Source organism: Citrobacter sp. MGH110 (genome assembly GCF_001037515.1).
GTDB lineage: Bacteria > Pseudomonadota > Gammaproteobacteria > Enterobacterales > Enterobacteriaceae > Citrobacter > Citrobacter portucalensis.
Window position 1 is genome coordinate 2,493,146 of the sequence record NZ_KQ089830.1, and the last position, 21,135, is coordinate 2,514,280.

Genomic DNA, 21,135 nt, shown 5'->3' on the forward strand with positions numbered 1-21,135 from the left:
AAAAAAGGCTGGCAAGCCCGAAATGGCCTGCCAGCCCTGTTTTTATTAATGCTCTTTGCGCGAGGTCACTATTTTGCCGTCACAACCTGCATTCCAGAGGGTTCATTTTGCAACGCAAGAGTCAGAACTTCCTCAATACGTTTCACCGGGTGAATATTAAGATCGGCAATTACGTTGTCCGGAATCTCTTCCAGGTCACGTTTGTTCTCATCGGGAATTAAGACCGTCTTAATGCCGCCACGGTGTGCCGCCAGCAGTTTTTCTTTCAAACCACCGATAGGCAGAACCTGACCACGCAGGGTGATCTCACCCGTCATCGCCACGTCGGCGCGAACTGGGTTACCGGTAAGACAAGAAACCAGCGCTGTACACATAGCAATACCCGCACTTGGACCGTCTTTCGGCGTAGCTCCTTCAGGTACGTGAACGTGGATGTCGCGTTTTTCGTAAAAGTCCGGGTTAATACCCAGTTTTTCCGCACGCGCGCGCACCACGGTCAGCGCAGCCTGAATCGACTCCTGCATGACTTCACCCAGAGAACCGGTGTAGGTCAACTTACCTTTACCCGGTACGCAGGCGGTTTCGATAGTCAGCAGATCGCCGCCAACTTCCGTCCACGCCAGACCCGTCACCTGACCAACGCGGTTTTCGTTGTCCGCGCGGCCATAGTCAAAGCGCTGTACACCCAGATAATCGTGCAGGTTGTCGCCATTGATCTCAATATGTTTCAGCGATTTATCCAGCAGCAGCTGTTTCACCGCTTTACGGCACAGTTTAGAGATTTCACGTTCCAGACTACGTACGCCTGCTTCACGGGTGTAGTAACGAATAATGCCCACAATGGCGCTATCGTCGACCGTCAGCTCACCTTTTTTCAGCGCATTACGCTCAATCTGTTTCGGCAACAGGTGACGTTTGGCAATGTTCAGCTTTTCGTCTTCGGTATAACCGGACAGACGGATCACTTCCATACGATCCAGCAACGGTGCCGGAATATTCATGGAGTTAGAGGTCGCAACAAACATTACGTCGCTGAGATCGTAGTCCACTTCCAGGTAGTGATCGCTGAACGCCACGTTCTGCTCTGGATCCAGCACCTCAAGCAGTGCGGAAGCCGGATCGCCACGCATGTCGGAAGACATTTTGTCGATCTCATCAAGCAGGAACAGCGGGTTTTTAACGCCCACTTTGGCCATTTTCTGGATCAGTTTACCCGGCATAGAACCGATATAGGTCCGGCGGTGCCCACGAATTTCGGCTTCATCACGCACGCCGCCCAGCGCCATACGGATGTATTTACGCCCAGTTGCCTTAGCGATGGACTGCCCCAGAGAGGTTTTACCTACCCCCGGCGGTCCAACCAGACACAGGATCGGCCCCTTGATTTTATTTACACGGCTTTGAACCGCGAGGTACTCAAGGATACGGTCTTTGACGCGCTCCAGACCATAATGGTCGGTATCGAGGATTTCCTGCGCCTGACGCAGGTCTTTTTTGACCTTGCTACGCGCATTCCACGGCACCTGTACCATCCAGTCGATGTAGCCACGCACCACGGTCGCTTCCGCCGACATAGGAGACATCATTTTCAGCTTCTGCAGTTCTGCTTCCGCTTTCTCTTTTGCCTCTTTCGGCATTTTCGCCGCGTCGATTTTACGCTTCAACGCTTCGTTTTCGTCCGGTGCATCGTCCATCTCACCGAGTTCTTTCTGAATAGCTTTCATCTGCTCGTTCAGATAGTACTCGCGCTGAGATTTTTCCATCTGCTTTTTCACACGGTTGCGAATGCGTTTCTCAACCTGCAGCAGATCGATTTCAGATTCCATCATCGCCATCAGATATTCCAGACGTTCGTTAACGTCGGACATCTCCAGCACGGACTGCTTGTCAGCCAGCTTCAGCGGCATGTGTGCAGCGATGGTATCCGCCAGACGTGCAGGATCGTCAATGCTGTTCAGCGACGTCAGCACTTCTGGTGGGATTTTCTTGTTCAGCTTGATATAGCCTTCGAACTGGCTGATAGCGGTACGCACCAGCACTTCCTGTTCGCGCTCATCAATAGCAGGCGAGTCAAGGTACTCTGCTTTCGCAGAGAAATGCTCGCCGTTGTCAGACAGCGCAGAAATACGCGCACGCTGTAACCCCTCGACCAGCACTTTTACGGTGCCGTCAGGCAGTTTCAGCATCTGCAAAATAGAGGCCACGGTCCCGACGGTGAAAAGATCGTTTACACCCGGCTCATCCGTTGACGCTTCTTTCTGTGCGACCAGCATGATTTTTTTATCATGGTCCATAGCCGCTTCCAGACAACGGATAGATTTTTCCCGCCCTACAAATAAGGGTATGACCATGTGCGGATAAACCACCACATCGCGCAACGGCAATACGGGGATTTCAATGCGTTCAGAACGCTCAGGATTCATAGAGCTCTCTCTTAGTTTAGTTTCCGCCAGGTAATCAGATGGTACGACTGTGCTTCACACCACCTTTAACATGTATGTCAGTATATGGGGATGTTTCCCACACATTCAACGCCATGTTTACGGAAAAATAAAAGGGGAGATAAAATCCCCCCTTTTTAATTAAATGTCTGTATGAATTGATGAATTATTCGCCAGATGCCTGCTGCGCTTCCGGCTTACCGTAAATCAGCAATGGCTTGCTCTGACCGCCAATCACCGACTCATCGATCACCACTTTTTCGACGTCTTCCATAGAAGGCAAATCGTACATGGTGTCGAGCAGCGCGGCTTCGACGATAGAACGCAGACCACGAGCACCGGTTTTACGCGCCATCGCTTTCTTAGCGATCGCATCCAGCGCTTCCTCACGGAATTCCAGATCGACACCTTCAAGATTGAACAGCGCCTGGTACTGCTTGGTCAGGGCGTTTTTCGGCTCTTTGAGGATCTGGATCAACGCTTCTTCGCTCAGCTCGCTCAGTGTTGCCACAACCGGCAGACGACCGATGAACTCAGGGATCAGACCAAATTTGATCAGATCTTCCGGTTCGACCTGCGACAGCAGTTCACCTTCGCTGGCTTTATCAGACTGTGCTTTTACCGTTGCGCCAAAACCAATGCCGGAGCCGGTTTCAACACGGTTAGCAATCACTTTATCCAGACCGGCAAATGCACCACCGCAGATAAACAGGATCTTGGAGGTATCAACCTGCAGGAATTCCTGCTGAGGATGTTTACGACCACCCTGTGGCGGAACGGCAGCAACCGTCCCTTCGATCAGTTTCAACAGCGCCTGCTGTACGCCTTCGCCGGAAACGTCACGGGTAATAGATGGGTTATCAGACTTACGAGAAATCTTGTCGATCTCATCGATATAGACGATCCCACGCTGTGCTTTCTGCACGTCGTAATCGCACTTCTGCAACAGTTTCTGAATAATATTTTCAACATCTTCACCCACATAACCGGCTTCGGTCAGCGTGGTGGCATCAGCCATGGTGAACGGAACGTCCAGCAGGCGCGCCAGCGTTTCAGCCAGCAGCGTTTTACCGGAACCCGTCGGGCCAATCAGCAGGATGTTACTTTTGCCCAACTCGACGCCATTGCTGGTGTCGCCATTGCGCAGACGTTTGTAATGGTTGTATACCGCGACCGCCAGCACTTTCTTCGCCTGCTCCTGACCGATAACGTAATCGTCCAGGTGGTTGCGAATTTCATGTGGCGTCGGCAGCGCACTGCGTTCACGGTGCGGTGCTACTTCCTTAATCTCTTCGCGAATGATGTCGTTGCATAAATCAACACATTCGTCGCAGATATACACGGATGGACCGGCAATCAGCTTACGCACTTCATGCTGGCTTTTGCCGCAAAAAGAGCAGTACAACAATTTGCCCGAGCCATCTTTGCGTTTATCTGTCATGGGTCAAAACCTCTTCTTTGTTCTTTGTGCCGCACACGACGACGCAAATGCCATTCTCAGGCGCAAGACGCTAGTCAGCGTTGTGCCGCTCCAGGTAATTATAGCGGCACACCTGCGCACTGGGCATTAATTACGATGGGTCAAAATCGAGTCGACCAGACCGTACTCTACCGCTTCAGAAGCGGAGAGGAAGCGATCGCGCTCGGTATCACGTTCAATCTGCTCAAGAGATTGACCCGTATGATGCGCCATAAGTTCGTTCATGCGCCCTTTTACCTTCAGGATTTCACGGGCATGAATTTCAATATCCGTTGCCTGGCCCTGGTAACCGCCCAGAGGCTGGTGGATCATGACGCGAGAGTTAGGCAGGCAAAAACGTTTGCCTTTCGCCCCGGCGGTCAGCAGGAACGCACCCATTGAGGCCGCCTGGCCCATACAAATGGTGCTGACGTCCGGCTTAATAAACTGCATGGTGTCATAGATAGACATCCCGGCAGTGATCACTCCACCAGGGGAGTTGATGTACAGGTAGATATCTTTTTCTGGGTTTTCTGCTTCCAGGAACAGCATCTGCGCCACGATCAGGTTAGCCATATGGTCTTCGACCTGGCCGGTCAGAAAAATGACGCGTTCCTTAAGTAGACGAGAATAGATATCAAAAGAGCGCTCACCACGTGAGGTCTGTTCAATGACCATCGGCACCAGCGCCATATGGGGTGCAAAGTTATCTCGTTCGCCGCTGTATGACATTTCCGTCTCCTGGATAAAATTTGAAAAAACCTGCTGTGCTGATTGTAACCTTATGGACGGATTATCAGCTAGTCCCTCAGTAATGGGTACGACATCGCCATAATTCAAGCATAACAATCTTTTGTTGTAACGCTAACACTGAAACGCTGTTTTCGCACTCTTCCCATGCAAAATGCGTGACAAAAAAAAACCCGCCACCAAAAGGTGACGGGCTTGCGTACGAAATTCGAGCTAAAAAAGCGACGAATTACGCCTGCTGGTTCATCAGTTCGTTGAAGGAAGTGGCTTTTTCAGTCACTTTCGCTTTCGCCAGAACGGCTTCAACAGCCTGCTCTTCCAGAGCGACGTTACGCATGTTGTCCATCAGCTCTTTGTTTTTGCTGTAGAACTCAACAACTTCTTTCGGATCTTCGTAAGCAGAAGCCATCTCTTCGATCAGGCCTTTAACGCGATCTTCGTCAGCTTTCAGTTCGTTGGTACGAATCACTTCGCCCAGCAGCAGACCAACAACTACGCGACGCTTAGCCTGTTCTTCGAACAGTTCACGCGGCAGTTCCAGAGCTTGTTTCTCGTTGCCGCCGAAACGTTGTGCAGCCTGACGACGCAGAACGTCGATTTCGCTGTCGATCAGAGCAGCCGGAACGTCGATGTCGTTAGCTTTTACCAGACCTTCGATCGCCTGAGACTTAACGCGGTTACGCACAGCGCCTTTCAGCTCGCGTTCCATGTTTTTACGGACTTCAGCGCGCAGACCTGCTACGGAACCATCTTCAACGCCGAAACGTTTGATGAATTCTTCAGTCAGTTCCGGCAGTTCGCGTTCTTCAACTTTCTTCAGGTTGATAACGAACTTCGCAGCTTTACCTTTCAGGTTTTCAGCGTGGTATTCTTCCGGGAAGGTCACGTCGATAGTGAACTCTTCGCCAGCTTTGTGGCCTTTAACGCCTTCTTCAAAGCCCGGGATCATACGACCCTGGCCCATCGCCAGTACGAAGTCAGACGCTTTGCCGCCTTCGAACTCTTCGCCGTCTACAGAACCGGTGAAGTCGATGGTTACACGGTCTTCTGCATCAGCAGCGCCGTCTTTGTCTTTCCAGGTAGCCTGCTGCTTGCGCAGGGTGTCCAGCATTACGTCAACGTCAGCGTCGGTAACTTCAACAACCGGTTTTTCAACTTCGATTGCTTCCAGGCCAGTCAGCTCAACTTCCGGGTAAACTTCAAACTCTACCGCGTAAGTAAAATCTTCACCCAGTTTGTATTCGCCCGGAACGTAGTTCGGTGCGCCAGCCGGATTGATTTTTTCTTTGATGATCGCGTCAACGAAGTTGCGGCTCATCAGGTCACCCAGAACGTCCTGGCGAACAGACGCGCCATAACGCTGAGCAACAACATTCATCGGTACTTTTCCTTTGCGGAAACCGTCAATACGCACTTTCTTCGCTACGTTGACCAGCTCGCTTTTCACAGCGGTCTCGATGCTGTCAGCAGCGATAGTAATCGTTACACGGCGGCCAAGGCCTTGAGTGGTTTCAACTGAAACTTGCATCTTGTTACCTCAAAAAATCACAGTGCTCGGTCAACTCTTCTCCGCAAGCACAGGTTGTTGGCTTCGCGGAACTGGGATGTTCTCATAAGCAATCACATTCCCTGTCGTCAGAATCATCCCGAAGACATTCCGAAAAATAAGACGCGCATTATAGCGGCATCACTTTTATGAGTCGAGAACGGTTATCGCGCGTTGCTGCGGCTTTTTTCACAATTCCCGGCTAATTTTTGTCTGAATACTGTACGACTGCCCCAGAATTCAGACAAAACAAAACGGCCCGCAGGCCGTTTTCACATAATCTGTAGCAACATACTGGAAAAGCGTCGGTTGTTGCAAATCCGTTTTTACGCGATGCTTCCCGCTCCACGACACGGAGGCGATGCAAAAATCGTATCCTGCAACGCTTCCCACTCCTTAATAGTGTAGGTATGCAGGGCAAGCGCATGAACGGTTGTGGAAAGCTCCGCCGTTAACGTGCTGTAAATCATCCGATGACGATTAAGAAAACGTTCACCTGTAAAGCGATCGCTAACCAGTACAACCTTAAAGTGGCTTTCAGAACCAGCCGGGACATTGTGACGATAGCTTTCATCCACAACTTCGAGGAACACGGGTTCGAACGCTGCCCTTAATTTTTCTTCTATTTGCTCACGAATCATCATGAAATTTTTCCTCCGACAACGCTGAGATGTCACCCATCCCTTTAAATACTAGCCGCTTTTACCGTTTTCATTACACCTTAGCAACAAAAAATTAGCGCTTGTCTGATTTTCTCATTCAAACGGATGAAGTTCACTGATTCCTCACTCCAATTTATTGCAAAAAGTCCGTTTATAGTCTCCACAAAGTCATAAAACGGACAACACAATGAATTTACATGCGTTACCCACTTCCCCTCATCGTTGGCGATGTTATGATGGCGGGAATTTTCTCTAACCATACAATTTAGATTCGCTGAGAGCCCTGGCATGTTTAAAAAAATCCTCGTCCCGTTTGTCGCGCTGTTTATGTTAGCTGGATGCGCAACACCGCCGACCACTATTGAAGTCTCCCCGAAAATTACCCTGCCGCAGCAGGACCCAAGCCTGATGGGTGTGACCGTTAGCATCAACGGAGCCGACCAGCGCCAGGATCAAGCACTGGCAAAAGTCACCCGCGACAACCAGTTGGTGACCCTGACCGCATCCCGCGACCTGCGTTTCCTGCTGCAAGAAGTACTGGAAAAACAGATGACCGCACGTGGTTATATGATTGGACCGAACGGTGCAGTCAACCTGCAAATCATTGTTAGCCAGCTGTATGCTGACGTGTCTCAGGGTAGCGTGCGCTATAACATCGCCACCAAAGCAGACATCGCCATCATTGCGACCGCCGCCAACGGCAACAAGATGACCAAAAACTACCGCGCAAGCTATTCTGTTGAAGGTGCACTGCAAGCCTCTAACAAAAATATCGCTGATGCCGTTAACAGCGTGCTGACCGACACCATCGCTGATATGTCTCAGGACACCAGCGTTCACGATTTCATCAAGCAGAACGCTCGTTAATTTCTGCCCATATGGCCCGGCGTTCGTCGGGCCTATAGAAGCCCATGTCCAGTCAATACTTACGTATTTTTCAGCAACCACGTTCAGCTATCCTGCTCATTCTGGGGTTCGCCTCCGGTTTACCGCTCGCACTCACCTCCGGTACGCTTCAGGCGTGGATGACAGTCGAGAATATCGATCTTAAAACCATCGGTTTCTTTTCCCTGGTCGGTCAGGCCTACGTATTTAAATTTCTCTGGTCCCCGTTGATGGACCGTTACACGCCACCGTTTTTAGGTCGGCGTCGCGGCTGGCTGCTGGCGACCCAGGTGCTGTTGTTAATTTCTATCGCTGCGATGGGCTTTCTGGAGCCTGGCACACAGTTACGCTGGATGGCCGCACTCGCAGTAGTGATCGCTTTTTGCTCGGCATCGCAGGATATCGTCTTTGATGCCTGGAAAACCGACGTATTGCCCGCAGAAGACCGCGGTACCGGCGCGGCTATCAGCGTGCTGGGCTATCGATTAGGGATGCTGGTTTCAGGCGGATTGGCCTTGTGGATGGCCGATCGCTGGCTGGGCTGGCAAGGGATGTACTGGCTGATGGCTGCGCTGTTGATTCCCTGTATCATCGCCACCCTGTTAGCACCTGAACCGACTGACACCATTCCAGTGCCTAAAACGCTGGAACAGGCGGTTGCGGCTCCGCTGCGAGACTTCTTTGGTCGTAACAACGCATGGCTGATCCTGCTGCTTATTGTGCTGTATAAGCTCGGGGATGCTTTCGCCATGAGCCTGACCACCACCTTTTTAATCCGCGGCGTTGGGTTTGATGCGGGTGAAGTTGGCGTGGTGAATAAGACACTGGGGCTACTGGCGACCATTGTTGGCGCGCTGTACGGTGGGATCCTGATGCAGCGCCTTTCTCTGTTCCGCGCATTGCTTATTTTCGGCATCCTGCAAGGGGCGTCGAATGCGGGCTACTGGCTACTGTCCATCACTGACAAACACATGTTCAGCATGGCGGCGGCCGTCTTCTTTGAAAACCTGTGCGGCGGAATGGGCACGGCGGCGTTTGTCGCCTTATTAATGACGCTGTGCAATAAGTCCTTCTCAGCGACCCAGTTCGCCCTGCTCTCCGCGCTTTCAGCCGTTGGTCGCGTTTACGTTGGCCCGGTAGCGGGTTGGTTTGTCGAAGCACACGGCTGGCCGACGTTTTATCTGTTCTCCGTATTTGCCGCGATCCCCGGCCTGATACTGCTGCTGGTATGTCGCCAGACCCTGGAACATAGCTGGCAAAATGAAAGCTTCATTCCGCGCACGGAATTTCGTGGAGCATACAGTCTGGCATTAATGACGCTAGTTGCGGGCTGCTGCCTGCTGCTGGTTTGGCTGCTGCTGTTAACCATGAACGCGCTGGATTACACCAACTTCTCCTTCCTGCCGGAACTGCTTGAAGTCTCAGTGGTGGTCGCGGTCTGCGGGGTCGTTTTTGGTGGATTGCTGGATTATCTGGCACTGCGCAAAACCCGTCTGGCATGATGTTGCATATTTATGCTCTAAATAATTCGAGTTACGGGACAAAAGGCGTGAGCGTTTTGAACAGCGCTTGCGCTGGCCCCGTAGGGGAGAGGCCGAGAGGCCGAATCACGCGGCGACGCAGCAAATCCCCAGGAGCTTACATAAGTAAGTGACTGGGGTGAGCGAGGAAAGCCAACACACCCGTAGCTTGAAGTATGACGAGCATATTTGGTCGTTGTAATCACCCTACGTAATTATAACGGCGAAATAAGCAACAACTGCTAAAAATAATATTTGTTATTTTGTGCGCCAAAGAATTTGGAAATTATTGACGCCTTTTATATATACTATTTTCCTTACTCGATTCAGCCACGAAAGATTTATTTTTTGTTCCTCAATTGTCCGTTTATTGATAATCGATTGTTAAGCAATTGTTTTATTTTCGTATTGGTTATACCAATTGCCCTCAGTACGCCCCCCACCTGCCCGCTTTCGTTATAACGTGATGTTGCAACAGGTTCTTAAAGCCAAAGCGACATATATTGCAACATATGTGACATGCACGGCAGAACCCAGTAACACAGATCTAGAGATGTTTACAGTAATGTAACCTTCCCGTAAAATGCCCTCACACTTTAAACGCCACCCGGTCCCGTGGAATTGAGGTCGTTAAATGAGACTCAGGAAATACAATAAAAGTTTGGGATGGTTGTCATTAATTGCAGGCACTGCATTACTCAGTGGCTGTAATTCTGCGCTGCTTGACCCTAAAGGACAGATTGGACTGGAACAACGGTCATTGATACTGACGGCATTTGGCCTGATGTTGATTGTCGTTATTCCCGCCATCTTGATGGCTGTTGGTTTTGCCTGGAAGTATCGTGCAAGCAATAAAGATGCGAAGTACAGCCCGAACTGGTCACACTCCAATAAAGTGGAAGCTGTGGTCTGGACGGTGCCGATCTTAATCATCATTTTCCTTGCCGTTCTGACCTGGAAAACCACTCACGCTCTTGAGCCAAGCAAACCGCTGGCGCATGACGAGAAGCCCATTACCATCGAAGTGGTTTCCATGGACTGGAAATGGTTCTTCATCTATCCGGAACAGGGTATCGCTACCGTGAATGAAATCGCCTTCCCGGCGAATACTCCGGTTGAATTCAAAGTGACTTCCAACTCCGTGATGAACTCCTTCTTTATCCCGCGTCTGGGTAGCCAGATTTATGCCATGGCCGGTATGCAGACTCGACTGCATCTGATCGCCAACGAAGTCGGTACTTATGATGGTATCTCCGCAAGTTATAGCGGACCAGGCTTCTCCGGTATGAAGTTCAAGGCTATCGCAACAAAGGACCGCGCCGAATTCGACCAATGGGTTGCTAAAGCTAAACAGTCCACGAACACCATGAGCGACATGGCAGCGTTCGAGAAAGTGGCTGCGCCAAGCGAATACAACCAGGTGGAATACTTCTCCAACGTGAAACCGGATTTGTTTAAAGATGTTATTAACAAATTTATGGCTCACGGTAAGAGCATGGACATGACCCAACCCGAAGGTGAGCACAGCGCACACGAAGGAATGGAAGGCATGGACATGAGCCACGCGGAATCCGCTCACTAAGGGGCCGAGGAAGAATACGATGTTCGGAAAATTGACGCTGGATGCAGTTCCGTTCCATGAACCTATTGTCATGGTTACGATTGCTGCCATTATCATCGGTGGTGCGGCCTTACTGGGCCTTATCACTTACTTCGGTAAGTGGACCTACCTGTGGAAAGAGTGGCTAACCTCGGTTGACCACAAACGCCTTGGCATCATGTATGTCATCGTCGCAATCGTCATGTTGATTCGTGGCTTTGCCGACGCCATCATGATGCGTAGTCAGCAAGCGCTGGCTTCTGCAGGTGAAGCAGGCTTCCTGCCTCCTCACCACTACGACCAGATCTTCACGGCTCACGGCGTGATTATGATCTTCTTCGTGGCAATGCCATTTGTTATCGGTCTGATGAACCTGGTGGTTCCGCTGCAGATCGGCGCACGTGACGTTGCATTCCCGTTCCTGAACAACCTGAGCTTCTGGTTCACCGTTGTCGGCGTAATCCTGGTTAACCTTTCTCTGGGCGTGGGTGAATTCGCGCAGACCGGTTGGCTGGCGTATCCGCCACTTTCGGGAATAGAGTACAGTCCAAGCGTCGGGGTCGACTATTGGATATGGGCAGTCCAGTTGTCCGGTATTGGTACAACCCTAACCGGTATCAACTTCTTTGTGACCATCATTAAGATGCGTGCACCAGGAATGACCATGTTCAAGATGCCGGTGTTTAGCTGGGCATCTCTGTGTGCAAACATCCTGATTATCGCTTCTTTCCCAATCCTGACGGTTACCGTCGCGTTGCTGACCCTGGATCGCTATCTGGGCACCCATTTCTTTACCAACGATATGGGCGGCAACATGATGATGTACATCAACCTGATTTGGGCCTGGGGCCATCCAGAAGTGTACATTCTGGTTCTGCCAGTCTTCGGTGTGTTCTCCGAAATCGCGGCAACCTTCTCACGTAAACGTCTGTTTGGTTACACCTCGCTGGTGTGGGCAACCGTGTGTATCACCGTTCTGTCGTTCGTTGTTTGGCTGCACCACTTCTTCACCATGGGTGCAGGCGCTAACGTAAACGCCTTCTTCGGTATCACCACCATGATTATCGCCATCCCGACCGGGGTGAAGATCTTCAACTGGCTGTTCACCATGTATCAGGGCCGTATCGTATTCCACTCAGCAATGCTGTGGACGATTGGCTTTATCGTCACCTTCTCAGTCGGCGGCATGACCGGTGTACTGCTGGCGGTGCCGGGTGCGGACTTCGTTCTGCACAACAGTCTGTTCCTGATTGCGCACTTCCATAACGTTATCATCGGCGGCGTCGTATTTGGATGTTTCGCTGGTATGACCTACTGGTGGCCAAAAGCGTTTGGCTTCACGCTGAACGAAACCTGGGGTAAACGCGCATTCTGGTTCTGGATCATCGGCTTCTTCGTAGCATTTATGCCACTGTACGTGCTGGGCTTCATGGGTATGACCCGTCGCCTCAGCCAGCAGATTGATCCACAGTTCCATCCGATGCTGGTCGTTGCCGCCTGCGGTGCCGCGCTGATTGCACTGGGTATCCTGTGCCAGCTGATTCAGATCTTCGTTTCTATTCGCGACCGCGAGCAGAATCGTGACCTGACCGGTGACCCATGGGGTGGTCGTACGCTGGAGTGGGCAACCTCTTCCCCGCCTCCGTTCTATAACTTTGCCGTTGTGCCGCACGTTCACGAGCGTGATGCCTTCTGGGAAATGAAAGAAAAAGGTGAAGCGTACAAGCAGCCTGCGCACTATGAAGAAATTCATATGCCGAAGAACAGCGGTGCCGGTATCGTCATTACCGCCTTCGCAACACTGTTTGGTTTCGCCATGATCTGGCATATCTGGTGGCTGGCGATTGCAAGCTTCGCAGGCATGATCATCAGCTGGATTGTGAAAAGCTTTGATGAAGACGTGGATTACTACGTGCCGGTCCCGGAAGTCGAAAAACTGGAAAACCAGCATTTCGATGAGATTACTAAGGCAGGGCTGAAAAATGGCAACTGATACTTTAACGCACGCGACTGCCCACGCGCACGAACACGGGCACCACGATGCAGGCCAGACCAAGATCTTCGGATTCTGGGTCTACCTGATGAGCGACTGCATTCTGTTCTCTATTCTGTTTGCAACCTATGCCGTTCTGGTGAACGGCACCGCAGGTGGCCCGACAGGTAAGGACATTTTTGAACTGCCGTTCGTTCTGGTTGAAACATTCCTGCTGTTATTCAGCTCCATTACTTACGGCATGGCAGCGATTGCCATGTACAAGAACAACAAGAGCCAGGTTATCTCCTGGCTGGCGTTGACCTTCTTGTTCGGTGCCGGATTCATCGGGATGGAACTCTATGAATTCCATCACCTGATTGTTAACGGTATGGGCCCGGATCGCAGCGGCTTCCTGTCTGCGTTCTTCGCGCTGGTCGGTACGCACGGTCTGCACGTCACCTCCGGTCTTATCTGGATGGCGGTGCTGATGGTGCAAGTTGCTCGTCGCGGTCTGACCAGTACTAACCGTACCCGCATCATGTGCCTGAGCCTGTTCTGGCACTTCCTGGATGTGGTGTGGATCTGTGTGTTCACTGTTGTTTATCTGATGGGGGCGATGTAATGAGTCATTCTAACGAGAGCGGCGGCGCATCCCATGGCAGCGTAAAAACCTACATGACAGGTTTTATTCTGTCGATCATCCTGACGGTCATTCCGTTTTGGATGGTGATGACAGGTTCTGCCTCACCGGCCGTCATTCTGGGAACTATTCTGGCAATGGCAGTGGTACAGATTCTGGTGCACCTGGTGTGCTTCCTGCACATGAATAGCAAATCTGATGAAGGTTGGAACATGACGGCCTTTGTCTTTACTGTGCTAATCATCGCCATCCTGGTTGTGGGCTCCATCTGGATTATGTGGAACCTTAACTACAACATGATGATGCACTAAGAGCGGCGATTATGATGTTTAAGCAATACCTGCAAGTAACGAAACCAGGCATCATCTTTGGCAACCTGATCTCGGTGATTGGGGGATTCCTGTTGGCCTCGAAAGGCAGCATTGATTATCCCCTGTTTATCTACACGCTGGTTGGGGTGTCACTGGTTGTGGCGTCGGGTTGTGTATTTAACAACTACATCGACAGGGATATCGACAGGAAGATGGAGAGGACCAAAAACCGCGTGCTGGTTAAAGGTCTGATTTCCCCTGCGGTCTCGCTGGTATACGCCACCCTGCTGGGTATTGCTGGCTTTATGCTGCTGTGGTTTGGCGCGAACCCTCTGGCCTGCTGGCTGGGGGTAATGGGCTTCGTGGTCTATGTGGGCGTTTATAGCCTGTACATGAAGCGCCATTCCGTTTATGGCACGCTGATTGGCTCACTTTCCGGCGCTGCGCCGCCGGTGATTGGCTACTGTGCCGTAACCGGTGAGTTCGATAGCGGTGCGTTGATTCTGCTGGCTATTTTCAGCCTGTGGCAGATGCCGCACTCTTACGCGATTGCGATTTTCCGCTTCAAGGATTATCAGGCTGCCAACATCCCGGTACTGCCGGTGGTGAAAGGTATTTCAGTCGCGAAGAACCATATCACGCTGTACATCGTGGCGTTTGCTATCGCCACGCTGATGCTAACCCTGGGCGGCTATGCAGGTTATAAATACCTGATTGTTGCCGCGGCGGTGAGCGTCTGGTGGTTGGGCATGGCGCTGCGTGGTTATAAAGTGGAAGATGACAGAGTCTGGGCGCGCAAGCTGTTCGGCTTCTCTATCATCGCCATTACCGCGCTCAGCGTGATGATGTCGGTCGATTTTATGGTGCCAAACTCGCAGAACCTGCTGACTTACGTCTGGTAAGTTAATCGTCACACCTTCTATGCCGGATGGCGGCTGACGCCTTATCCGGCCTACAAAAAAGCACATAGCTTGTAGGCCGGATAAGTTACGTTCAGATCGCTATCCGGCATTTTCGTCTCCAGCCGACGCCCCTCACAACCCCAACATTTGTTAATAAAGCGCATATTTACCCAGCCTGCTTAGCGCTTTACACTAGGCGCGAAATTAATACAGAGGTGGGAATGAACGATTACAAAATGACGCCCGGTGAGTTGCGCGCCACCTGGGGTTTAGGGACCGTATTCTCGTTGCGCATGCTTGGCATGTTTATGGTCCTGCCAGTTCTGACCACGTACGGTATGGCGCTACAGGGTGCCAGCGAAGCGCTGATAGGCCTTGCCATCGGCATATATGGTCTGGCTCAAGCCGTCTTCCAGATCCCCTTTGGCCTGCTCTCTGACCGCATCGGTCGTAAGCCGCTTATTGTCGGCGGGCTGGCGGTATTTGTTCTCGGCAGCATAATTGCTGCTCTCTCCGATTCAATCTGGGGAATTATTCTTGGCCGGGCCTTGCAAGGCTCTGGCGCGATTGCTGCTGCCGTAATGGCGCTACTTTCCGACTTAACCCGTGAGCAAAACCGTACCAAAGCGATGGCGTTTATCGGTGTCAGCTTTGGTATCACCTTCGCCATTGCGATGGTGCTGGGACCAATAGTTACCCATGCGCTGGGGCTACACGCGCTGTTCTGGATGATTGCAGCTCTTGCTAGCACGGGTATCGTGCTGACCATTTGGGTCGTTCCCAATAGCACTACCCACGTGCTGAACCGCGAGTCGGGCATGGTAAAAGGCAGCTTCAGCAAAGTGCTGGCAGAGCCCAAACTGCTGAAGCTCAACTTTGGCATCATGTGTCTGCACATATTGCTGATGTCCACCTTCGTCGCCTTACCAGGTCAACTGGCGAAAGCAGGCTTCCCTGCAGCAGAGCACTGGAAAATTTATCTGGTGACGATGCTGCTGTCCTTTGTTTCCGTAGTGCCGTTCATCATTTACGCCGAAGTGAAGCGCCGCATGAAACGCGTGTTCCTCGCCTGCGTGTTACTGATACTTATTGCAGAGATTGTATTGTGGAGCGCTAACGTGCGTTTCTGGGGGTTGATTGCGGGCGTGCAGATATTCTTCCTCGCCTTCAACCTGATGGAAGCCCTCCTCCCCTCGCTTATCAGTAAAGAGTCTCCGGCTGGCTATAAAGGCACGGCAATGGGCGTTTACTCCACCAGCCAGTTTCTTGGCGTGGCGATTGGCGGTTCGCTCGGCGGTTGGGTGGTTGAAATGTTTGATGGTCAGGCCGTATTCCTGGCCGGTGCGCTTCTGGCGGCAGTGTGGTTATTGGTGGCGAGTACAATGAAAGAGCCGCCGTATGTCAGCAGCCTGCGGGCGGAAATCCCACCTGAAATTGCTGCGGATGACACCCTGAAGCAGCGTCTGCTGGCTAAAGAAGGGATAAGCGAAGTGTTAATTGTCGCGAAAGAACATTCGGCCTACGTGAAAATCGACAGCAAAGTCACCAATCGATTTGAGGTTGAGCAGGCCATCAGCCAGGCGTAAAGATGAGATTTGTCAGATGGCGGCTTACGCCATCTGACATAACGACTTAATCGCGGAAGTTCTTGAACTGGAACGGTTGACCGAGGTCGCCGCCGCGAACCAGCGCCATAACGGATTGCAGGTCGTCACGCGCCTTGCCGGTTACACGGATTTCTTCGCCCTGAATCTGCGCCTGCACCTTCAGTTTGCTGTCTTTGATCAGCTTAACGATTTTCTTTTGCACTGCGCTTTCAATGCCTTGTTTCAGCTTAGCTTCAACAAACCAGGTTTTACCGCTGTGCACGAAGGTTTCTGGTACGTCCAGCGACGTGCCTTCAATACCGCGTTTGAGCAGCTTGGCACGCAGAATATCCAGCAACTGATTGACCTGAAAATCAGATTCGCTCAGCACCTTAATCGTCTTATTTGACTCATTCAGCTCAAAAGTCGCTTCAACGCCACGAAAATCAAAGCGTGACTCCACTTCGCGGCTGGCGTTATCTACCGCGTTACGGGCTTCCTGAAGATCAACTTCAGAGACAATATCGAAAGATGGCATCTTTTCCTCTCCCTTCATTTTTGATGCGAAGCATAATACCTGCAAAGTTACCCAACAGACAGCGCTATACTAGGCTGTATCCTTTAATTGTACGTGGTACTGATACCTGCGAACAATAATGGGGTACGGCCGATATGGATTAACACCTGGTGCTGTTGCAGGTGAGGAGGAAGAATGAAAATTACCGTACTGGGATGTGGAGCGCTAGGACAGCTTTGGCTTACCGCGCTATGCAAACATGGACATGAGGTGCAAGGGTGGCTACGCGTACCGCAACCCTATTGCAGCGTAAACCTGATCGACACGGATGGGTCAGTTTTTAATGAATCCCTGACGGCAAACGACCCCGACTTTTTGGCAAAAAGCGACCTGCTACTGGTCACCCTTAAAGCCTGGCAGGTTTCTGATGCGGTAAAAGGCCTGGCCGCAATTCTGCCTGAAGCTACTCCCATTCTGCTGATTCACAACGGCATGGGGACAATTGAAGAGCTGCATAACATTAAGCAACCTCTGCTGATAGGTACCACCACCCACGCAGCACGCCGTGACGGCAACGTCATCATTCATGTCGCTCAGGGAACAACGCGCATTGGTCCGGCACGTGAACAAGACGGTGATTTCAGTTATCTGGCTGAAGTCCTGCAAGAGGTGCTACCGGACGTCGCCTGGCACGACACTATTCGCGCCGAGCTGTGGCGAAAGCTGGCCGTCAACTGCGTCATTAACCCGCTGACCGCATTATGGGATTGCCCAAACGGCGAGTTACGCCATCATCCTGAAAAAATAGCACTCATCTGCGAGGAAGTGGCCGCGGTCATTGAACGCGAAGGCCACCACACATCTGTGGATGATTTACGCTATTATGTCGAGCAAGTGATTGACAGTACGGCGGAAAATATCTCATCAATGCTGCAAGACATTCGTGCCCTGCGTCATACAGAGATCGACTACATTACCGGATATTTGTTAAAACGCGCCCGCGCGCACGGCATCGCCGTCCCGGAAAACGCCCAACTGTTTGAAATGGTAAAGAGAAAGGAAAGTGAGTATGAGCGCTCAAGCACTGGTATGTCTCGCCCCTGGTAGTGAAGAGACCGAAGCGGTCACCACTATCGATCTGCTGGTGCGCGGCGGAATTAAGGTCACGACCGCTAGCGTCGCCAGCGATGGCGACCTGACGATCGTGTGCTCACGCGGAGTGAAGCTGCTGGCGGATGCGCCATTAGTCGAAGTTGCTGATGGCGATTTCGACATTATCGTGCTACCGGGCGGTATTAAAGGCGCCGAGTGTTTTCGCGACAGCCCGCTGCTAATCGAAACCGTGAAACAGTTTCATCGTTCCGGGCGCATTGTCGCGGCAATTTGCGCCGCGGCCGCCACCGTACTCGTCCCACACGATATTTTCCCCATCGGTAACATGACCGGTTTTCCGGCGCTGAAAGACCAAATTCCCGCTGACCAGTGGCAGGACAAGCGCGTCGTATGGGATCCGCGCGTCAATCTGTTAACCAGTCAGGGACCGGGGACCTCAATCGATTTCGGTTTAAAAATCATTGATCTGCTGGTGAGTCGCGAAAAAGCTCACGAGGTGGCGTCACAACTGGTGATGGCCGCGGGAATCTATAACTACTACGAGTAAATCTTCGAGCCACTCCCTTATAAGGAATCATAATGAAAGGATATCTGAGTGGAGTGGCTTTACTGCTCCTTTCCGGTTATGCCACTGCGACGCAACTCGAAATAAAGAGTATTGAATATCGCTATCCCGGAAGCACTGAAATGCAGTATCGCGTGCCATGGTTTTCCTCGACGGATAACCCCAACGTTGCAAAACGCATTAACGATTATATTTTCGCAAGCTTTATCAATCAGCTACCGGGTAATACTCCACAGGCCACAGTAAATCAGTTTGCGAAATCAGCCATGAATCCCACCGCAAACCTTGACTACACGGTTGAGTATCGCGACGCAAAAATCCTGACGCTCAACATGTTTGTCGAAGGTTGCGGGGCGTATTGCGAGTCGTACAATGTGCCGATCAGCTTCGATTTAGCCAGCGGTGCGGCAATTACCCTTAACGATCTCTTTTCCCGGGCTACAATCGCCGAATTAAACACCCGCACCAGAAAAGATATCCGCGGCCAAATCGATACCTTTGTTACGGCGCATAATTCGCAAACACCAGAACAAATAAAAGAAGAGAAAGGTGAAGATTTTAACTATGCCGAATTCTACGCATCGTGCGCAACCTACACCGACGGTTTGTACTACATCGACAAATTCTCCCTGCAAAAAGACCATCTGGCTTTCCTGAACGGACGCTGTAGCAACCACGCCAGCCGTGCGCTCGACGAGTTGGGTGATTTCACAACGAAAATCCCAACCGCGGAACTGCAAAATCGACTCACACCGTACGGCCAATATCTGACTACCGCAAAGAGTACAACACCAGTTCCGCCAGCGCCCGGCATTGACGGCAAAGTCATGTACGGCACGCTGGGAAAAAGCATGCGTATTGTGTTGAAGGTGGACTGCAAATACGGTGATTTTTTTGAAGGGGCTTACTTTTACCAAAAATTTGGCGCACCGATTGAATTGACCGGCAAATGCGACACAGCCGACAATCAACATTATGAACTGAAGACATCTGCGGCTGAACAAACGCAAGAGAAGATAACGCTGGAATTAAAAAACGGTGTCTATCAGGGGGTCTGGGAGTCGAACGGGAAGACGCTTCCCGTTCGTTTTGAATAATATCGTTATATTGCCGGATGGCGGCGTAACCGCCTTATCCGGCCTACAACACGGTGTTTACTCAATTACGGGCGATACACCTTCACATTTTCAAAGCCCTGCTCGCGCAGATAAAGCGCCTGCAGGCGACTCATCACCCCGCGTTCACACCACAGCAGCCAGGTTTTACTCTGGTCCAGATCGCCGAATTTAGTGCTCAGCTTGTAGAATGGCAGAGAAACGACGTCCACACCTTCAACCTTCAGCGGTTTATCATCCTGTTCATCCACAGAACGGATATCAAGGATTACGTCATTCGGGCCGAAACCGCTCACGGTTTCCACTTCTACCACGGTCTGCTGCGTCTGCTGGGCGATATCGCGAATATCGATATTGTTCGCTTCTTCAACCACTTTATCGAGGATAGAGAAATCGAAGTTTTCTTCTTCGGCCTCAATCTTCGCTTTGATCGCTTTCACCGTCGGGCTTTTTGAAATTACACCGCAGTATTCCGGCATGGTACGGGCAAAGTCCTCGGTACCAATTTCACGCGCCAGATTGATGATGTGCTCTTTATCATGGGAGATAAGCGGGCGCAGGATCAGGGTGTCAGAAACGTTATCGATCAGACGCAGGTTGGTCAGCGTCTGGCTGGACACCTGGCCCAGTGCTTCACCGGTTACCAGCGCCTGTACGCCGTAGCGCTCAGCGACTTTCGACGCCGCGCGAACCATCATACGTTTGAGAACCACGCCCATCTGGCCGTCATCAACTTTCTCCAGGATCTCACCGACCACCGGTTCAAAGTTGATAGCAACAAAACGCACGCGATGCGAACTACCGAAGCGGTTCCACAGGTAATGCGCCACCTGGCGAACGCCGATTTCATGCGCTGCGCCGCCAAGGTTAAAGAAGCAATAGTGTACACGGCAGCCGCGACGCATCAGCATGTAGCTGGATACACCAGAGTCGAAACCGCCGGAAATCAGCGACAGTACGTCTTCCTGCGTCCCAATCGGGAAACCACCAATACCTTCATAGCGGCCTTTAACCAGCAGCAGACGGTCGTTTTCGATTTCAAGATTTACCGTAACATCCGGCTTCGTCAGCTTCACGCGTGCAGATTCAATATGTTGGTTCAGTCCACCGCCAACATAACGTTCCACCTCAATGGAGCTAAACTCATGCTTCCCGCGACGCTTAACGCGTACACAGAAGGTTTTACCTTCCAGTTGATCGCGATACTGCACCAGTGCCTTCTCGAAAATATCGTGCATATCGGTAAACGGCACGTCTTCTACTTCGAGAATGTGGTGGATACCCGGAATACGGGTCAGCGCGTCGCGAATATCCAGGCGCTGGCTTTCATCTTTAGCGCGAACCTCAACGTGATCCCAGTGACGGACAACGGCAAGGTCTTCATCATAGTGCTTTAAAACGTTACGAATGTTCCCTGTCAGAATTTTTATAAAGCGCAAACGCACAGATTGGCTTTTGATGGTGATTTCTGGGAACAATTTAATGATAAACTTCATGGCGGCAATGGTTCTTAGGCAAGTCTGAATGACTTGTAATGGAAAAAAATAC

At 51.3% G+C, this 21,135-nt stretch carries 18 protein-coding genes; 11 read left to right on the forward strand and 7 right to left on the reverse strand.

Going from position 1 to position 21,135, the window contains the following annotated elements; translation table 11 throughout:
* Positions 1-68: 68 nt before the first annotated feature.
* From lon to bolA, 5 genes are all read right to left on the reverse strand, one after another.
* Entirely contained in the window at positions 69-2,423 is a 2,355-nt protein-coding gene (gene lon, locus SK38_RS11875; protein ID WP_003831014.1) for an endopeptidase La, read from the reverse strand.
* 184 nt (positions 2,424-2,607) lie between these two features.
* A complete protein-coding gene (clpX, locus tag SK38_RS11880) occupies positions 2,608-3,882 on the reverse strand; it encodes an ATP-dependent protease ATP-binding subunit ClpX (RefSeq protein WP_003831013.1) in 1,275 nt (424 codons plus the stop codon).
* A 126-nt stretch (positions 3,883-4,008) separates the two neighbouring features.
* Positions 4,009-4,632 carry an ATP-dependent Clp endopeptidase proteolytic subunit ClpP gene (gene clpP / locus SK38_RS11885; protein ID WP_003021624.1) on the reverse strand — a complete coding sequence of 208 codons (624 nt, stop codon included), beginning with the start codon at positions 4,630-4,632 and terminating at the stop codon, positions 4,009-4,011.
* A gap of 247 nt (positions 4,633-4,879) precedes the next feature.
* Positions 4,880-6,178 carry a trigger factor gene (tig, locus tag SK38_RS11890; protein ID WP_003021622.1) on the reverse strand — a complete coding sequence of 433 codons (1,299 nt, stop codon included), beginning with the start codon at positions 6,176-6,178 and terminating at the stop codon, positions 4,880-4,882.
* Between the two features lie 344 nt (positions 6,179-6,522).
* Positions 6,523-6,840, reverse strand: coding sequence for a transcriptional regulator BolA (gene bolA / locus SK38_RS11895; protein ID WP_003021619.1), 318 nt, complete (start codon positions 6,838-6,840; stop codon positions 6,523-6,525).
* Positions 6,841-7,146: 306 nt separating this feature from the next.
* Here bolA and SK38_RS11900 point away from each other — a divergent pair, with 306 nt between their 5' ends.
* The 8 genes from SK38_RS11900 to SK38_RS11935 all read left to right on the forward strand — a co-directional run bounded on the left by SK38_RS11900 (position 7,147) and on the right by SK38_RS11935 (position 16,277).
* Entirely contained in the window at positions 7,147-7,725 is a 579-nt protein-coding gene (locus SK38_RS11900) for a lipoprotein (RefSeq protein ID WP_016152050.1), read from the forward strand.
* A gap of 44 nt (positions 7,726-7,769) precedes the next feature.
* Entirely contained in the window at positions 7,770-9,245 is a 1,476-nt protein-coding gene (gene ampG / locus SK38_RS11905; RefSeq protein WP_048214791.1) for a muropeptide MFS transporter AmpG, read from the forward strand.
* Between the two features lie 652 nt (positions 9,246-9,897).
* On the forward strand, positions 9,898-10,845 hold the full coding sequence (gene cyoA, locus SK38_RS11910; protein ID WP_032942534.1) for a cytochrome o ubiquinol oxidase subunit II: 948 nt from the start codon (positions 9,898-9,900) through the stop codon (positions 10,843-10,845).
* Between the two features lie 19 nt (positions 10,846-10,864).
* Positions 10,865-12,856, forward strand: coding sequence for a cytochrome o ubiquinol oxidase subunit I (gene cyoB / locus SK38_RS11915; protein ID WP_003831008.1), 1,992 nt, complete (start codon positions 10,865-10,867; stop codon positions 12,854-12,856).
* On the forward strand, positions 12,846-13,460 hold the full coding sequence (locus SK38_RS11920; protein ID WP_003831007.1) for a cytochrome o ubiquinol oxidase subunit III: 615 nt from the start codon (positions 12,846-12,848) through the stop codon (positions 13,458-13,460). The genes cyoB and SK38_RS11920 overlap by 11 nt, the downstream gene beginning before the upstream one ends.
* On the forward strand, positions 13,460-13,789 hold the full coding sequence (locus tag SK38_RS11925) for a cytochrome o ubiquinol oxidase subunit IV (protein WP_003831006.1): 330 nt from the start codon (positions 13,460-13,462) through the stop codon (positions 13,787-13,789). Before SK38_RS11920 ends, SK38_RS11925 begins: the two co-directional genes overlap by 1 nt.
* Before the next feature lie 11 nt (positions 13,790-13,800).
* Positions 13,801-14,691, forward strand: a complete 891-nt coding sequence (gene cyoE / locus SK38_RS11930) for a heme o synthase (RefSeq protein WP_003831005.1) — start codon at positions 13,801-13,803, stop codon at positions 14,689-14,691.
* A 221-nt stretch (positions 14,692-14,912) separates the two neighbouring features.
* Positions 14,913-16,277, forward strand: coding sequence for an MFS transporter (locus SK38_RS11935; protein ID WP_048235973.1), 1,365 nt, complete (start codon positions 14,913-14,915; stop codon positions 16,275-16,277).
* Positions 16,278-16,323: 46 nt separating this feature from the next.
* Here SK38_RS11935 and SK38_RS11940 read toward each other — a convergent pair whose 3' ends face one another.
* Positions 16,324-16,815 carry a YajQ family cyclic di-GMP-binding protein gene (locus tag SK38_RS11940; protein WP_003831002.1) on the reverse strand — a complete coding sequence of 164 codons (492 nt, stop codon included), beginning with the start codon at positions 16,813-16,815 and terminating at the stop codon, positions 16,324-16,326.
* Between the two features lie 174 nt (positions 16,816-16,989).
* Here SK38_RS11940 and panE point away from each other — a divergent pair, with 174 nt between their 5' ends.
* From panE to SK38_RS11955, 3 genes are read left to right on the forward strand one after another with little or no spacing between them, the layout of a single operon-like run.
* Positions 16,990-17,901 carry a 2-dehydropantoate 2-reductase gene (gene panE / locus SK38_RS11945; protein ID WP_048235974.1) on the forward strand — a complete coding sequence of 304 codons (912 nt, stop codon included), beginning with the start codon at positions 16,990-16,992 and terminating at the stop codon, positions 17,899-17,901.
* Entirely contained in the window at positions 17,864-18,454 is a 591-nt protein-coding gene (gene yajL, locus SK38_RS11950) for a protein deglycase YajL (RefSeq protein ID WP_008783935.1), read from the forward strand. The genes panE and yajL overlap by 38 nt, the downstream gene beginning before the upstream one ends.
* 32 nt (positions 18,455-18,486) lie before the next feature.
* Positions 18,487-19,569: a hypothetical protein gene (locus SK38_RS11955; RefSeq protein ID WP_048235975.1), complete on the forward strand. Its 1,083-nt coding sequence runs from the start codon at positions 18,487-18,489 to the stop codon at positions 19,567-19,569.
* 65 nt (positions 19,570-19,634) lie between these two features.
* Here the strand turns inward: SK38_RS11955 and thiI are convergent, their stop codons facing one another.
* Positions 19,635-21,083, reverse strand: a complete 1,449-nt coding sequence (gene thiI, locus SK38_RS11960; RefSeq protein ID WP_008783933.1) for a tRNA uracil 4-sulfurtransferase ThiI — start codon at positions 21,081-21,083, stop codon at positions 19,635-19,637.
* Between the last annotated feature and the right edge of the window lie 52 nt (positions 21,084-21,135).